The organism is Vibrio sp. THAF190c, assembly GCF_009363355.1.
Taxonomy (GTDB): domain Bacteria; phylum Pseudomonadota; class Gammaproteobacteria; order Enterobacterales; family Vibrionaceae; genus Vibrio; species Vibrio fortis_A.
Map to the genome: position 1 here is coordinate 542,284 of NZ_CP045339.1, position 17,375 is coordinate 559,658.

Consider the following 17,375-nt stretch of genomic DNA (forward strand, 5'->3'; position numbering starts at 1 on the left):
ACTCGCCTCATCCCTACATAACATGATGGAAGTTAAGGAATTATAACCATGTACAATAAAAAACATACCATCTATCAAGTCTTTACACGGCTGTTTGGCAACCAAAACACCAACAATAAGCCTTGGGGCACAATTGAAGAGAATGGCGTTGGTAAATTCAGTGATTTTACCGACAAAGCACTTTCTGAAATTAAAGACCTAGGCATCACCCATATCTGGTATACCGGTGTCCCGCATCACGCAGTGATCAATGACTACCAAGAAGTGGGAATCACCCAAGATCATCCAAGCGTGGTCAAAGGCCGTGCTGGCTCTCCCTACGCGGTCAAAGACTACTACTCGGTCAATCCAGATTTGGCAGATAACCCGGAAAAGCGCGTTGATGAGTTTGAGGCTCTCATTAAGCGCAGCCACGAAAATGGGTTACAAGTTATCATCGATATCGTACCAAACCATGTCGCCCGTCAGTATCGCGGTAATCACAATCCAGCTGGCGTTGAAGACTTCGGTGCCAATGACGATACCAGTGTTGAGTATCATAGAGAGAATAACTTCTATTACATCCCAGATTCCCAGTTTGAGCTGCCGGATATCGACCCAACCTTTACGCCACTTGGTGGAGAAGCGCACCCTAGCCTAGAAGTACCGTTCGTTGAAAAGCCCGCCAAATGGACCGGAAACGGCTCACGTTTGGCTAAACCTAACTTCGACGATTGGTATGAAACGGTCAAAATTAACTACGGTATCAAGCCTGATGGCAGCAAAGACTTCCCTGAACTTCCGCAAGGCTATGAAGACAAAGACTACATCGAGCATTACCACTACTGGCAGCAGTTTGATGTACCTAGCTCTTGGGTTAAGTTCCGCGATATTGCGCTGTACTGGATCGCTAAAGGTGTTGATGGCTTCCGCTACGACATGGCAGAGATGGTGCCTGTCGAGTTTTGGAGCTACTTGAACTCATCTATTAAAATGCGCAAATCCGATGCCTTCCTGATGGCAGAGGTCTACCAACCGGATCTCTACCGAGATTACATTCGCCTTGGTAAGATGGATTACCTCTACGACAAGGTCGATCTATATGATGGTCTAAAAGAGATCATGCAGGGCAAAGCATCAACTGCGATCATTCCCGAAATTCAAGGTAAGATGCAGGACATTGAGCACCACATGCTGCATTTCTTAGACAATCACGATGAGCAGCGTGTCGCGTCGCCGGAGTTTGCTGGTAACCCTGAAATGGCAAGGCCTGCTATGTTAGTGAGTGCTTTAATCAGTAGCTCTCCAACCATGCTCTATTTCGGTCAAGAAGTCGGTGAAGCCGGCGCTGAAAACGCAGGGTTTGGCCAGCCGTCACGCACCTCAATCTTTGATTACATTGGTGTGCCACAACACCAGAAATGGATGAACCACGGCAAGTTTGATGGCGGTCTCCTAAATGAAAGTGAAATCGCACTGCGTAATTTCTATAAACGCATCATGAACTTCACGTTAGAGCACTCGTCGATGACAGGTGAATACATCGATCTCTTCGCCAAAGGCGAGCTCTCTGACACTAGCCACGCCTTTCTACGATATGATGCCAATGAGCTAGTTATCGCGACCAGTCGCTTTGCAACGCAAAGTAATGATTCGATTAAAGTGACTATCCCTGAAGAGCATATCTCCGCGATGAACCTAGCTGACGGGACTTACTCTTTGGAAGAGGAAATTGAAGGTCTGGAGACGCAATCACTCACGGTAGATAACGGCATCGGTTATTTCAGTTGTGAATTAAAACCATTAGCCGCATTAGCTTGGGTGTTGAAACTCAATTAATTCTATATTTATCACTAATAATAAAAGAGCCAAACGGCTCTTTTTTTTTGATAATTATTAAGTGGTAAATAAAGCGCTAGTAATCTCACAAAAATTAGGCTGAGTTCTCATCCTATTTACTCATCCTCCCTTCTACGCCTTTTTAAAATAATCACCCGTTTTGTGTGTTATCGATCCAAATAATTATTGTTTGGCCTAATACAAAATGTGATTCCGACACTAATTACTTTTAATTTCCTAATTTTAAATAACTTTGTTTATAAGGCTCACAAATAGATCACCGTATTCAACATTACGATATTCATCGAGAATAAAACTAATATGGATATAACACGTGAATACAAAAAACTTTAAACTCTCTACCCTTGCAAAAGCAATGCTGCCAATCCTTGCTGCAAGCGCACTAAGTGCATGTGGAGATGACGACAGCAGCTACACCGCACCAACACCAGGTACATCGGTACCGGGAGAAGTGGAACTCGCACCTAATGTTGATCTGCCAGCCGCAGCTGCAACTCCAAGTGCCAATGAAGTTTCACTAAGCTACATCGCTGATACCACTTCAAACGTGGCGCGCATGTCCAATACCACGACAGATTTCAGCAAATGGACTCTGGTATGTGGCGACAAATCCTTTACTGCGACATCTTCGGATCAATTTGGTCCAACTTGGCTAGTCGCGGCCAGCGAGGCAACCGGAAGCTGTAAGATCACCGATGGCACCACAGAGCAAGCATCGGTTAACCTTGATGCTTCTGATGCGGGTAGCACTGTTGGTGTAACCCATACGGGTGAGAAGGTTTCAGGTTCACGTCAGGACACCATGCTTAAGGGATACGGGCTTGACCAAGAAGGAACCGATGTAAAACTTCCTGAAGCGCAGCGTCCGGATGAGTTGCCTGCTCCACCAGCTAATCACTTCGCCGTTCATCTTTATGATCCTCTAGGCGATAAGAAAGAAGAAGGCGCAGACAAAGACGGTTACGGCAACCTTAACCTACACATCTGGAACGATTCAAAGTGTGCAGCTGGCGATCCAAGCTATTTCAATGATGATTGGGAAGACACCAGTGTCACACCAGACGACTCAGACGAGTTCGGCCCAGTTTGGTATGTTCCTGTCACCGATGATGCAAGCCAATGTTTCAATCTCATCTTCCGTAATGCCAATAAAGATAAGCTGATTGGTGCTGACCTTGTTATCGATATTTCTGGGCAAGCTGAAAATCCAGCTGTCACTTACATGGCTGGTAGCTCAACGTCTTATGCGACTCGCAGTGAAGCCTTTGAGGTTGCAGGTCCATCTTCTGAGTTCACTATCGACAGTGTTGGCGCGATCCTGATTGACGACCAAACACTGGTTTGGAGTGCAGGTAACGGAGCTGACCAAGTTCAGATTATGTTCAGTTCCAATGGTGAGTACCAAGTATCAGAAGATGGCGTCGTTAGCGGTGCATCTATCGTTCTTTCAAGTGCAACACTCACAGACGCTCAAAAAGCCAAATTCCCACACTTAGCGGATTACCCAGCGTTCGAACTTCCTGACTTACCAGAAGAGCTATCACTTAACTCATTAATGAAGGGCAGCTTAATTGCACTGGCTTCTTCTGATGGTGCTGAAGGCGAGCCAGCAGCACTGCGCTCTTCAACAGCGGTTCAATACGCAGGTGCACTGGATGCTATCTTTGCCGAGGCAGCTACTGACCTTGAATACGGTCCTATCTATGGTGAGGACGGTGTGACGTTCCGCTTATGGGCACCAACAGCCTCTGAGGTTGAGCTGGTTGTTTACAACAGTGACAAATCAGAAGCTTCTCGCCACACCATGATCGAAGACGCAGAAACAGGTAGTTGGAGTGTCGAAGTTGAAACTGACAGCGTAGACAGCAAATTCTATCGCTACGCAATGAAGGTCTTCCAACCAAGAGAGCAGAAAGGTTACAGCTACGAAGTAACAGATCCATACTCTGTCAGCCTATCTATGAACTCTTTCTACAGCCAAGCTGTGGATCTAGATTCTGACGAACTGAAGCCAGCTGGTTGGGATGGATTAGATGCCCCACACTCACAAAACCCAGACAATGGCGATTTAGCGAATATGGTGATCTACGAGTCACACGTACGCGACTTCTCAGCTCGTGATAAGAGCACTGAAAACAAGGGTAAATACCTAGCGTTTACTGAGCAAAACTCAGTACCAGTGAATCATCTTAAAGAGCTTAGTGACGCGGGCATGACACACCTGCACTTAATGCCTGTATTCGATATCGCAACCATCAACGAAGATCCAAGCCAAGTGGCAGATATCGACGAACCATTCAGCAAGCTTTGCTCTTTGAATGAATCGATTAAGAACGACAGCCGTTACAGCGACTACTGCACTAGCGGTGGCACAATCGCCGAAGCCTTTAAAGAGCTTAAAGCGACTGATACCAAAGACAACGCAGTGGTAGAAGGCCTTAACGAGTACGTCCGCTCTGTCGACTCTTACAACTGGGGCTATGACCCATTCCACTACACTGTACCAGAAGGTTCTTACGCAACAGATGCAGAAGGTACCGCACGTATTCTTGAATTCCGTGAAATGGTTAAATCGGTCAAGCAAGATGTTGGCATGAACGTGGTAGTAGACGTGGTGTACAACCACACTAACGCTTCGGGCATGAATGACAAATCGGTACTCGATAAAGTCGTACCGCTATATTACCAACGTCTGGTTCCAGATTCGGGTATGGTCGAGACTTCGACTTGTTGTGAAAACACAGCGCCAGAGCATGCGATGTTCGCTAAGCTGATTGACGATTCCATCCAAACTTGGGTTGAAGCGTACAAGATTGATGCATTCCGTTGGGACTTGATGGGCCACCACCCACTATCTCAAATGCAACAAACGCTCGCTGCAGCTCGTGAAGTCAATCCAGAGGTTTACTTCTACGGTGAAGGTTGGAACTTTGGTGAAGTTGAAAACAACCGTCGCTTTACACAAGCAACACAACCTAACCTAGGTGGCACAGGCATCGGTTCTTTCTCAGACCGACTCAGAGATGCTGTTCGAGGCGGTAGCCCATTCGATGGTGGTGAAGCGATTCGTAAGACTCAAGGCTTCGCAACAGGCGCAGCAACACTGCCAAATGAGCTAATAGCCGATGATGAAGGTAATGTTTCTGACGTCGAGCTAGAGCGCGCGCTACACCAAATCGACCTGACTCGTTTGGGTATGGCGGGTAACTTGAAAGACTTCAAGATGGTCGACTTCGAAGGCAACACCCAAGTAGGTTCATCCATTGACTACAACGGCCAAGAAGCGGGTTACGCAGAGCAACCATGGGAAGTACAGAACTACGTATCAAAACACGATAACCAAACATTCTGGGACATCAACATGTACAAGGTATCGGAAGATGCTAGCGTAGATGTACGTGTTCAAATGCAGACCATTGGTATGTCTACTGTACTACTAGGTCAAGCAATGCCGTTCAACCACATGGGTGGTGAGCTGCTGCGTTCAAAATCGATGCAACGTGACTCGTACGACTACGGCGATTGGTACAACCTCGTTGATTTCACTCTTACCGACAGTAACTGGAACAAAGGTCTGCCAGCAAAAGATAAGGATGCGGATAACTACGACCAAATCGCTCGTGCAACTGCGGATCTAAACTCTCAGCCTCAAGCTGAACACATGGAGCGCATGTACAATAACTACAAAGAGTTGTTGATGCTTCGTTCTGCCTCAGATCTAATGACGCTTCCAAGCGCACAAGAGATCATCAATCGTGTTGATTTCCGTAATACGGGTAAAGGTCAAACGACCGGTGTGATCGCAATGACCATCGATAACGGCAGTACCCAAACCGCGGATATCGACAGCTCAGTTGATGCTGTTGTCGTTATCATCAATGCAACGCCAGAGACGCAAACAGTCGGAGATTTCGTTGACCACGAGAGCAAGCCAATTGTTCTGTCTGACTTTGAATTGAGTGCTGCGCATCAAGACAACGGTATTGCTGGAAATGCATCCTTCACTGAAGGCAAGTTCTCAGTACCGGCTTGGTCTACTGCAGTCTTCGTTCAACCACGAGGTTCTGAACGCGGCCTAGGTCTACCAGTTGCGGAGAAGAAAGCAGACTTACCACCGTTTGGTAAAACTAAGGTCTACATTGCAGGCGGCTTCGAGCAAGCTAGCTGGGATCCAGCAGCGATTGAAGTGCCTTACACCAACAGCGGTTTGTACACTATCGAGTTAGGCTTGGCTTCTGACACTGGTTACAAGTTCACGCATGGTGATTGGGACTCGCAAATTAGCTGCGGCGGTGAGAACTGTCCTTCAAACTTCTCTGATATGGGTATGTATGAGTTCTCATTGGACGCTTCTGATGTGGAAAATCCAGTAATTGTCGAAGCTAAGCTTGCTGAAAGCTACAAAGACAAAACTTGGTACATCCCAGGCACAATCTCGGGTAATTGGGGTCACGACGATGCACAGAAGATGACCACGAATGCACAAGACGCAACTATGGTGAGCTTCACCACTGCAGAACTGGCTGCAAACCAAGAGTTCCAATTCAAGTTTACTTGTGGAGATTGGGGACAGTGTGAGCATGGCTACAGTGATGTCGTGGTTGCTGAAGGTTCACTTGCCGTTACTGACAATGGTGGCAACCTAGCCTTTACGCCTGCAAGCGAAGGCACTTACACAGTGACATTCGATATCATCTCTAAACAGGTTAATATCGCAGCGACTAAGTAATCGCTCGTTCAACGCCTACAAAAAACGCTGACTCAGGTCAGCGTTTTATTTTTCAACTCGTTTAAAAACGTAAGATCGCAGAAAATTCAAGCTCGCAGAAATTAGGGCACACTAATAAGAGTGTTGCTGAAGAATCTCGATAAAGGCCTCGATCTTTTTATCCTTCACGCCCTGCTTTGCGTAAAGCCCAACATTCCCCAAACGTTCACTGTTCACCAAAAGTGTCTCAACACCCTGCTCTTCCATCCACTGGCACATGGTGTGACTATATGGCATAACCGCATCGGTCATTTTCAACAGATCGATGCTGGCCGATAGAGAGTCCACATCATAGATATCTCGGCCCAGGTGTTCGCTCTCTTTGGTCATGATTTGAGAGTTTACATGATCACTCAATACCGAGTTGTGACGCGAGTGATCTGGCGTAACCCGCAAGATCGGATAAGCCTCGGCCTCAGTCATCAACACCTCAGTCGATAACTTTTTCCGTGTCAATAAAGGGTGTTCAGCCCTCACAAACATCGCTTCTTTATCTCTAAACAGCGGATAAAAGGTCACTTTACATCGCTCATGCAAACCGTAGATTTCGTGGCCAACAAACAGATCGATATCGCCTTGTACCAAGTGATGCATCAAAGAGAGATTGTTGCCGAACTCCAGATGAAGTGATCCCGAAGGCTCTTGCTCTTTGTAGGTTGCTACCGCATCGCGAACAAACTGTTCCCACCAAGCTTCGCCCGTACCCAACTTCAACTTACCCAGTTGACGCTGCTGCATATCGGTAAAACGATGCATTAAAGAAAGGTGCTTCTCTTGCTGCTCTTGAGCATGTTCACGAAAGAGTAAGCCATACTCAGTGAGCTCAACACCTTTCGACTTACGAACAAAAATCGGCACGCCAATATCGTTCTCAAGTTTCTTAATCGCAGCGGTCAATGATGGCTGACTGATATTGAGCTTTTCAGCAGCACCTTTAATACTGCCTGTATGCGCAACCATCAAAAAATATCGGTAGAGCTTATTCATCGTATTCTCTTAGTTTGCATCGGATCACAAAATGTAAGGTTAGAATTTCAACAGTTTTAGACAGCTAAGACTGGATCCCGCCTCAAACCACAATGATATAGGATTTTTCTATAGAGAGCACCATTCTCGCTATTTCCCAGAGAGAGGTGAAATCTCTATAGTGACGAAAGTGAAATGAATAAGTGAGATCGTACAATGGAACAAAAATGGTGGCATGACGCGGTAGTCTACCAAATCTACCCTCGCAGCTTTCTAGACTCTAACAATGACGGTATTGGTGACCTAAACGGCATCATTAGCAAACTTGACTATCTAAAACTACTGGGCATCAATGTCATCTGGTTGTCGCCAGTTTATCAATCTCCAATGGATGATAACGGCTATGACATTTCAGACTACCAAGCGATAGCCGAAGAATTCGGTAGCATGGAAGACATGAAACGTTTGATGGATGAAGCCAAAAAGCGCGATATCAAGATCGTTATGGATCTTGTGGTCAACCACACATCAGATGAACACCGTTGGTTCGAACAGGCTCGTTCTTCAAAAGACAACCCATACCGCGATTACTACATCTGGCGTGACGCAAAACCAGATGGCAGCGCACCGGATGATCAGCAATCTATTTTTGGTGGCAGCGCATGGCAATGGGACGAGCAAACAGAGCAGTACTACTTCCACCTATTCTCAAAACGTCAGCCTGACCTAAACTGGGAAAACCCAAAAGTACAAGAAGAAGTTCACCAGATGATGAATTGGTGGATTGATTTAGGTATTGGTGGTTTCCGCCTTGATGTGATTGATCTTATCGGCAAAGAGATTGATAAAGGCATCACTGGCAACGGCCCACGTCTTCACTCCCTATTGAAACAGATGAACCAAGCGACCTTTGGCAACAAAAACCTACTCACAGTTGGTGAAACCTGGGGCGCAACGCCTGAAATCGCTAAGCTATACAGCGCACAAGATCGCGATGAGCTTTCGATGGTATTCCAATTCGAACACATAACCCTGACCTGGGAAAATGGCGACAAGTGGAATCCAATCCCGCTAGATCTGCGTGAATTCAAGAACGTACTCACCAAGTGGCAGGTAGAACTGGCTGACGATGGCTGGAACTCGCTATTTTGGAACAACCACGACTTGCCGCGCTTAGTCTCTAAGTATGGTGACGACAAAAAGTATCGCGTTGAATCAGCGAAAATGCTCGCAACGTGTCTGCACTTCCTAAAAGGGACACCTTACATCTACCAAGGCGAAGAGATCGGCATGACCAACGTTGCTTTCGATACGTTAGAACAATACAAAGACATCGAGACTCACAACTTCTACAAAGTAAAAACAGAAGCGGGCGTAACCCATGAACACATGATGGGCGCGATTCACGAGAACAGCCGTGACAACGCTAGAACGCCTATGCATTGGGACAACAAACCTAATGGTGGATTTACAGAAGGTACACCTTGGATCGAACTGAACCCGAATTTCCCAGAGATTAACGTAGAGAGTGCACTGAGCGATCCAAACTCAATATTCTTCCACTATCAAAAACTGATTGAGCTTCGCAAAGCACATCCTGCAATCGTTTATGGTTCATTCACTCCGGTCTTTGAAGAGCATGACCAAGTGTTTGCGTACGTGAGAGAACTGGATGGCGAAAAGCTGTTTGTGGTTTGTAACTTCTCAAACGATAACCTGACACTGGATATGCCTGAACAATACCAAACTCAGACGCTTGATTGCCTCATCAATAACTATCAAACGATCACTGAGTTGCCAGCCAAACTTGAATTGGCACCGTATGAATCATTCGCTATAAAACTGTAATCATACGTTAAATTCAACACACCAAAGGCAAGGCTCTCCTTGCCTTTTTTATTACACAAAGCCATCGATTCTATCCAACATTTCACATCTTAACCTAAGCAACCTAGCGCTTAGTTTTGGATGGCTTTCAACACCCCAAAATAGTTTGAGCCCGCCTTCACATTTCTCTATACGCGCCACTTCACAAAACTATGGCAATAGCCTGTAAAACAGCACTATATCAGCATTGCTATAGTTTTTTACTATATCAAAGGTGCGTTTACCTATTTCTCAAAGGCTAAATTAGTCGATATTATTTTCAGCAGATAATAAGAACTGGTAGAAGCGTTTCCCGTTACGGATAACCTTCTTAATATGGAACAAGACTATGAAACCTCTATTAAAAACACTTTCAATTTGTACCCTTGCTGCTCTATGCAATGCTCCTGCTATTGCGATGGAAGAAGGCGAAATCACTATCTGGATCAATGGCGATAAGAGCTACGCTGGCCTTGCTGAAATCGGTAAGCAGTTTGAAGAAGACACAGGCGTTGCAATCAAGGTTCAATACCCAGATTCTCTAGAAGCGAAATTCCAACAGCATGCTGCAACAGGCGGCGGCCCTGACATCATCTTCTGGGCACACGACCGTTTTGGTGGTTACGCGGAAGCTGGCCTGCTTCATGAACTAAACCCAAGCAAAGAATTTAAAGAAAAACTTGTCGACTTCAGCTGGGATGCAGTAACAGTAAACGGCAAAGTTGTTGGTTACCCACTGGCAATCGAAGCACCTTCTCTTATCTACAACAAAGACTTACTGCCTACGCCACCAAAAACTTGGGAAGAGCTAGCTGACATTCAAAAAGAGATGGCGAAGCAGAACAAGAAAGCGATCATGTGGGACGTGAAAAACGCTTACTTCACATGGCCGATGATCTCAGCGGGTGGTGCATTCGCATTTGAGAAAACAGCGACAGGTTACAACGCAAAAAGCACAGGTGTGAACAACGCAGCTGGCGTTCGCGGCCTACAGTTCCTAGTGGACATGGTTGACCAAGGTGTTGTTGATCCAAACATGGATTACTCTGTATCTGAAGCTGAGTTCACTAAAGGTGAAGTAGCAATGACCATCAATGGTCCTTGGTCTTGGGGTAACCTAGATAAGCTAGGCGTAAACTACGGTGTTGCTGAACTGCCAACATTGAACGGCGGTAAAGGTAACCCATTCGTAGGTATCCTAAGTGCGGGTATCAACGCTTCGAGCCCAAATACGGATCTAGCTGTTGAGTTCTTAGAAAACTACCTATTCCAAGACGACGCGCTAAAAATCATGAACGATGATAAGCCTCTTGGTGCAGTAACACTGAAATCATTCCAGAAGATTCTTGAGAGTGATGAGCGCATCAAGTCAACAATGACTAACGCAGAAAACGGCGAAATCATGCCAAACATCCCACAAATGACCGCTTACTGGTTCGCTGAGGGTGCTGCAATTGATAACGCAATGCAAGGCAAGCAAACCGTGCGTGAAGCGCTAGACACTGCCGCAAAACAAATTACTAAGTAAACCATTCCATAATTAATATCCTATGTCCTTTGGCACAGCAGTTTGCTGTGCCTTTTTTTGTTTTGGAACCTTCATCCTATGCAAATCCCAACACTCTACCTAAAAGGTACGTTTAATGGCTGGGGACTCGATACCCCACTTACAGCAATCAACGACCATACACTGCAAGCCACGTTATGCCTCTCTACAGATCAATACCGCTTTAAGATCTCCGATCTCGATGGCACCAAGCAATGGACGTTATCAGGCCACCCAACCAAAGCCGTAGAATGTGCTCTAGAAAACGTGTTACCACTGGTTAACACTCAAGGCATTGGTAATGACTTACTCTTCACACCTCAAGCCGCAGGCCACTACACTGTGACCATTGACCTTGCATCTGACACGCCAGCCATGACCATAGAGCAAGGTGAACAGCAATCAGAAGCTGTGACACAGAGGCCACCTGTCGATATTGCATTAGAGGCAATCGAGGCCGAGCAACAAGAGTGGAGAAAGCCTAGCTTCGCTTTAGAGGCGAACGATCTTTTTGCCAATCTTGCGATCACCGAAACAACGCCGTTTACTTTCGTGTTTGGCGACAACGTTGATGGCTACTATCACGGTACCACGCACACCTTCATCAACAGCGGCAAATATCGCCATCATCAAGGTTGGTTGTTTGGTGGGTTTGCAAGCTTCATCAATCGCGTTATCAATGACAAAACCCAAGCAAAACAAGCGTCTTTGATACCTTATGGGCTTGAGCATCACTATCCATCGAGCCAAGACTGCTTGAGCTTGATGCAAGAGAAAAGACAGGTCGCAATTTCCGTTAAGAGCGATACTGAGCAGACATTAAACCTACTGCCTGAACTCAATATTCCAAGCCATTACGTGCAGGTTCACCAGTCTTCTAACCACATCATCCTAGAGCTCGATGACCAGGTTTGTCCTGAAGGGTGCCCTAAGTTTGTTTCACTCATAGCCAATCACGCCGTACAAGTTGAAGAGCTTACGCCAGAGCAAGTCCGCTCTATCGCTGAGCCTATGCAGCTCTCTTCAAACAACATCAATCTGCTGTTCTCAACAAAAGAAGAGCAGACAGAACTGGTGCTGTACATAAGCTTTGCACATCAGCGACAAGAAGCTGAATACATGGCAGAAGACGCTGCAGAGAAAGGTGCACTTGTTCGCCACCAGCAAGCGATTTACCAGTTCCTATGTAACAACTACTTGTGGACCAACGACGTTGAGTACAACAGAGCAGTAATGTGGGCTCGTTTGGCCAGCCGTACCTTTGTGAGCCATGAATTCGGTACTGGGATATGGGCTGGCTTACCTTGGTTTAAAGACTGTTGGGGACGAGATACCTTTATCGCGCTATCTGGAACTAGCCTGGTTAACGGTTTCTTTGAAGAAGCAAAGGCCATTATTGAGAACTTCGCAGCAATGCAGATGACCGACGAATCTTCGGTTAACTTTGGTCGCATTCCAAACCGAGTCACCAGTAAAACTAATATCATCTATAACACCACAGATGGCACACCATGGATGATTCGTGAAGCGCTAGAATACATCAACTACTCGGGAGACGAGGCCTTTGCTAAAGCCATCTACCCAGCTTTAAAACGCTTTATCTCAGGCGTAGAGAAGCATTACCTTGCGCAAGATGGCCTAATGAGCCACCGACATCCTGATACTTGGATGGATGCTAAAATTGACGGCGCGATTCCATGGTCACCAAGAGGACCGAAAGCGAATGATATTCAGGCACTCTGGTTCGAAAGCCTTCATTGTGCGATGGCTTTAGCTGACCTTGTTGGTGATGATGAGAGTAAACAGCAGTGGCATACACGCGCTTCTCAAGTAAAGCAAAGCTTCATCAGCCAGTTTTGGAACTCAGAGCAAAGTTGTTTAGCGGACCATCTAACCGATGGCGATAAGCCTGACTATAGCGTTAGACCAAACCAGCTAATGACAATATCGATTCCGCAGCAAGAGTCCCTGACTACGCCTGACATTGAGCAACACATCGTCAAAAATGCGGTCGATAAGTTGTTGTTCCCTTGGGGTATCTGTTCTCTGCAGCAGCAACATATCGACTTCCACCCCTATCACGACAATCAAAGCCAATATCACAAAGATGCGGCCTATCACAATGGAACAATCTGGGGCTGGAATGCCGGCTTTACCGTAACGGCGTTAACTCGATACAAGCAACAAGACTTTAGCTACCAACTGTCTAAGAACCTTGCCAAGCAGATCCTTAATCAAGGATGTCGTGGCACCATGAGTGAAAACTTAGATGCCTACCAACACGACAGTAACAAGTTGGTTGAATCTGGCACCTTTGCACAAGCTTGGTCGGTATCAGAGTACGCAAGAAACGCTCAGCAAGATTACTTAGGCTACCGCCCTCAATTGCTCGACAATCGTATTAATATTGCGCCTAAGCTACCTCAGCAGTGGACGAAATTTAACGCATCGCTACCTTATGGCGACAATAAACAAATTGTCTTAGGTTATTCGTCAGATAATGAAGTAACTCGATATGCTTTCTCATCGAGTGAAGAGTCGGAAGCGATGTCTGATATCGAGCTGGTTTTAACCCTAGATATTAATAACCGTCACTACGCAGAAGTTCGTGCGCCTCTTGCGATTGATCTAGAGATCATCATTAATCAAGAGAGTGGTGAAGTGACAACGAATACTTCTAAGGCGGCAGTAACCATTCATAACCAACCAAATTATGAACTGTTAGAAGAGCTTGAGTTTGCACAACCTGATATTTCAATCGCCCACAATAGTATTCTTAATCAGGACTACTTACGTAATAAAAGGGAAAATCAGGAATTCGCAGTAGCGAAAGACTAATAGTAAATAAAAAAGCCTGAACAAAAATATATCAAATAAGTTGTTCAGGCTTTTTTCTAGTGGTTCATAATAAATCGAATAAAATCTGGAAAGCGTTTCGCCCAGGCAATTTCATTATGTTCATGCCCTTCTCCTTCCATATAAATAAGAGAGACATTGTCTTTATTTAATAAAATATCATTCATAGAGCGGGAACCCTCTAAATATACCTGAGCAAAATCTACGCTGGTATCTTCTCGTTTTTCATTGGTTCCCATATCCATATAGATCTTAACAGGAAGCTCAAACTCCAGACCAGAGGCATAATTAAAATATTCACAGTGGTTAAACCAAAACGCAGGTGAAAACACGCCTAGCGCACCGAAGGCATGCTGATGCTTGCCACCGCCATACAAACTGATCAATCCACCCATTGAGCTGCCCGCTAAATAAGTGGAGTTACGTTGTGGTTGGGTTCGGTAATTACGATCAATATATGGCTTTAACGTATCAACAATAAAGTCGACGTAGTCATCCCCTTCACCACCAAAATCGCAAAGCTCGTCTGGAATACCAAACTCACTGATCTGACTTGTCGCTTTCCAAGGCGAATACTCATTGTAGCGTCCCATTTTATCGAGCTCATCGCTGCTGTCGATCGCGACTAAGATGATGCCATCCGTTTCACCTTGCTTTTGCATCTCATCCAAGGTGGTCTTTGCTTGCCAGCACATGCCATAAGTCGCAGTAAGCTCGTCAAACACATTTTGGCCATCGTGCATGTAGAGCACGGGGTAGTGTTTGTTAGATGTAGCGTAATCGTAAGGGAGGTAAATTCGTAGGGTGCGAGTGCGCTTTAATTGAGGCATAGGAAACGCCTCAATCAATAGCAGGTCATCTTGTTCTATTTGTGTCATTACAAAAACCGTTAACTCTAGATAAAAAAATAGCGCCTATATTAGGCGCTATTCCTGTTCAATTACTTAGCGTTGACTGCTCGTACAAAGGCTTCTTGAGCTCCTTCGACATTCAGTGCTTTGGCTTCGTCTAATAGGCTGAGTGCTTTTGGCACATCACCGGACTTAACTGCATTTTGAATGGCAGAGATGTAGAAGTCTTGAGTCTCTTGTTGAACACGGATTTGCGTTGTCGGCTTCTTCGTTTCAGCGACAACTGGTGCTGCGGCTACTGCTGCAGGCACAACAACTGGCTGGGCACGATAAGGGCGAAGTTTTAGAGTTTGAACTTCCAGCTCCAAGCGACCACCTAACTGTTTTGTGTAAACAGGGTCAGTCACCATTGGCATCACTTCACCAAACTCTTTGGCACGCACCTTGGCTGGGTGATCAACCTGAATCGCTTTACCTAATTGATCCGCTGGTGTGTAAACAACCATAAATGGGGTTTCGCTTGCATCGATACGCACGCGCTCAATATAGCTAGTGCGAGTAAAAGCATCTGATGCGCGAATTTTGAAATCTTCAAATTTCAGTGTTTTTACTGGCTGAAAATTTTCATCCAATAGAATTGCTTCCGGAGCAAACACTGAGTCATCAATCATCAGGCTAGACAGCGTCACTACCATTTCTCCGGAGCGATCACTGAATCTAAAGGCCGCAAAATGGCTATTGCCTGCTGTAAAGGTACCGACAGGAGAACCTAAGTCGATATCAAATTTTAAATCTTCATTGTCGTTAAGTTGGGCGTATGGAAATTGCGAAAAATCGCTACAACATACTTCTGCATTGGTTGGGGGCGTTAATTGTGTTTGTACTTGAGCATCTGAAGCACAACCGCTTAGCAAGGCACCTAGTAAAACGGCTAACATGGAGCTTTTATTTGTCATTGTAATCTCTCTCACTATTGGTTGTTAGTAGGGGGAAACGGAAAAAGGCAGCCAATCGGCTGCCCTTTACTATAAATGGTTTAGAACCAGATTTCAGTGTGAACACCGAATACAAATTGGTCTTTACCGTTTTCGATGCCGATTTGTGATGCACTTGCTTCATCATCAGCTTTGATGTAGCTGATGTAAGGCTTCACTTGTGGGCGACCGAAGTAGTCTGAGTTAGCTGTGAATGCAGTTGCAACTTCTAAGTTGATGATGTTGCTTTCAACAGCGTCACCAGTACGACCCCAGTAACCTTCATCACCTTCTTCGTGACCGTAAGATGCAGTTGCTTCTAGACGAACATTGTCGTTCAGTTTGTAAGAAGGACGAGCTGCTACGATGTAACGAGTTAGACCTTCAGCACCCCAAAGTTGGTCAAGAGCTGTAATGTAAGTTACTTCTGTACCTAGTTGAACACGATCAGAAATGTTTAGTACACCGTAAGAAGTTAGGAATAGTGATTCAGCGTTGTCGTCACCGCCAGACCAGCCACCGAAGTTCACACCACGGTTTTGCATTACACCTTTACCGTAAGCGATCGCGTTCTGTGTCCAACCGTCTAGGCCGTAGTAGCTAGTGTTCAATGTTACAGAAGCACCGAAGCCGTCGTCATTCTCGCCGTCTAGAGCTTGCTGACCGTATTTGAAGTCAAAGTCTAGAGAACCGATACCAGCATCTACACCGTAGTAGTAAAGGTCTAGAGAAGATAGAGTTGCACGGTCTGCACCATTGTTAATTGAATCGTCAGTATCTGCCATCATGTAAGCGATACCAGCAGTGTTGCCGCCTAGCTTAGTTTGGATACCAGCACCGATACCAGAAGATTGCTTCCAGAACTCACCAGATAGGATACCTGCAGCACGGTTTAGGAAACGTTGACCACCCCAGATAGACGTGTCTTCGCCAAGAATGCCACCTAGCTCAACAAACGCTTCTTTTACTTCAAACTGTGCAGTCGTGTTGTCTTTTTGGCTGCCTGAAGAAGTGTATGCGTAAGAGTTACCGTTACCATATTCAGTACGTAGAACGTAGTCCGCCCAAACACCGTTTTGGTACTCTGAGTGCTTCTTAACTACAAATTCAACTTGGTTAGTACTCTTACCGTGTGTACCTGCTGTTTTGTAATCTGGCTTACCAAATTCAGTATCAACTGTTTTGCCATCTACAACGCGAACGTTAGAAGACATGTAACCGTGGATTTCCCAACCATCAGCAATCACGTCAGTTGGGTTAGCTACCTCAACTTCCATTGCCTCATCACCACTTGTTACATCAAGAGCTACTTCTTCTGCGTATACTGAGCCAGCCATTAGCGCGGTAGTCACTGCTGCAGCAATCAAACTTACTTTTTTCATTCTTAACTCCATTAAGGACGATTTATTTTTAGGTTTTATATTTTTGCTCTCTTGCGACAGCCAAAGGCAGTAATGGCGGACGTAAGATAGAGAGGTTTAGGGTTTCCCCTGATTCGTTTCAACGGGGTCAATATTAAGGGGGGCGCACAAGTTTGACTTCCTCCACCCCTAACTAAATTAAGGGGGATGAGAAGGGAGTAGAAATTTTACAGAATGGTGTTTAGAAGAGTTAGATCACTTAATCTAGGAGGAGTAGACAGTACACAGATCTAATTATTCATATCAAATGAGATCCAGCTCAAATATATTGTTTGAACTTAATCGGTA

Annotated in this window: 9 protein-coding genes; 5 read left to right on the plus strand and 4 right to left on the minus strand. The window is 45.5% G+C overall.

Translation table 11 applies throughout. From position 1 onward, the window contains the following. Nucleotides 1–48: 48 nt before the first annotated feature. Together FIV04_RS17435 and pulA are read left to right on the plus strand one after the other, a co-directional pair. A complete protein-coding gene (locus tag FIV04_RS17435) occupies nt 49–1,818 on the plus strand; it encodes an alpha-amylase family protein (protein ID WP_152469897.1) in 1,770 nt (589 codons plus the stop codon). A gap of 334 nt (nt 1,819–2,152) precedes the next feature. Further along, nucleotides 2,153–6,568, plus strand: coding sequence for a pullulanase-type alpha-1,6-glucosidase (pulA, locus tag FIV04_RS17440; protein ID WP_253895510.1), 4,416 nt, complete (start codon nt 2,153–2,155; stop codon nt 6,566–6,568). Between the two features lie 111 nt (nt 6,569–6,679). On the opposite strand, the gene FIV04_RS17445 is transcribed toward pulA, so the two are convergent. Then, nucleotides 6,680–7,594, minus strand: a complete 915-nt coding sequence (locus FIV04_RS17445) for a LysR family transcriptional regulator (RefSeq protein ID WP_152469898.1) — start codon at nt 7,592–7,594, stop codon at nt 6,680–6,682. A gap of 195 nt (nt 7,595–7,789) precedes the next feature. On the opposite strand from FIV04_RS17445, the gene FIV04_RS17450 reads away from it, so the two are divergent. From FIV04_RS17450 to FIV04_RS17460, 3 genes are all read left to right on the plus strand, one after another. Continuing rightward, nucleotides 7,790–9,421, plus strand: coding sequence for an alpha-glucosidase (locus FIV04_RS17450; protein ID WP_152469899.1), 1,632 nt, complete (start codon nt 7,790–7,792; stop codon nt 9,419–9,421). A 367-nt stretch (nt 9,422–9,788) separates the two neighbouring features. Then, on the plus strand, nt 9,789–10,967 hold the full coding sequence (gene malE, locus FIV04_RS17455) for a maltose/maltodextrin ABC transporter substrate-binding protein MalE (protein WP_150896795.1): 1,179 nt from the start codon (nt 9,789–9,791) through the stop codon (nt 10,965–10,967). Between the two features lie 78 nt (nt 10,968–11,045). Continuing rightward, the gene (locus tag FIV04_RS17460) at nt 11,046–13,823 is read left to right on the plus strand and encodes an amylo-alpha-1,6-glucosidase (RefSeq protein ID WP_152469900.1); all 2,778 of its coding nucleotides are present in this window, start codon (nt 11,046–11,048) and stop codon (nt 13,821–13,823) included. 56 nt (nt 13,824–13,879) lie between these two features. On the opposite strand, the gene FIV04_RS17465 is transcribed toward FIV04_RS17460, so the two are convergent. From FIV04_RS17465 to FIV04_RS17475, 3 genes are all read right to left on the minus strand, one after another. Beyond that, entirely contained in the window at nt 13,880–14,719 is an 840-nt protein-coding gene (locus FIV04_RS17465) for an alpha/beta hydrolase (protein WP_152469901.1), read from the minus strand. Nucleotides 14,720–14,781: 62 nt separating this feature from the next. Further along, on the minus strand, nt 14,782–15,648 hold the full coding sequence (locus FIV04_RS17470; RefSeq protein WP_150869924.1) for a MalM family protein: 867 nt from the start codon (nt 15,646–15,648) through the stop codon (nt 14,782–14,784). Nucleotides 15,649–15,728: 80 nt separating this feature from the next. After that, a complete protein-coding gene (locus FIV04_RS17475; protein ID WP_050487373.1) occupies nt 15,729–17,048 on the minus strand; it encodes a carbohydrate porin in 1,320 nt (439 codons plus the stop codon). Nucleotides 17,049–17,375: the final 327 nt, after the last annotated feature.